Genomic DNA, 211 nt, shown 5'->3' on the forward strand with positions numbered 1-211 from the left:
GGTGTCAGTCACGGCAACAGTCGCAGGCTCGCCGAACTGCAGGTTCTCGAACTTCGAGCCGTCGACGGTAGCGTCAGCGATGCCAACCTCGATTTTGCCTTTGTCGACGAACACGTCGTCGCCTTGCGGCTTGGCGGTGTATGGCTTGGAGACTTCGCCGATGCCGAAGGTGATCTTGTCGCCGTTGCTCAGGGTAACGGTGAGCGGTTTA

The 211-nt window shown here is 59.2% G+C and carries 1 protein-coding gene; it reads right to left on the reverse strand.

Going from position 1 to position 211, the window contains the following annotated elements; genetic code table 11:
• A partial coding sequence (locus tag IAE39_RS29555; RefSeq protein ID WP_201207968.1) for an immunoglobulin-like domain-containing protein occupies positions 1–211 on the reverse strand: 211 nt, incomplete at both ends.

Origin of the sequence: Pseudomonas sp. S37, assembly GCF_016658545.1 — a bacterium.
In the GTDB taxonomy this organism is placed as follows: domain Bacteria; phylum Pseudomonadota; class Gammaproteobacteria; order Pseudomonadales; family Pseudomonadaceae; genus Aquipseudomonas.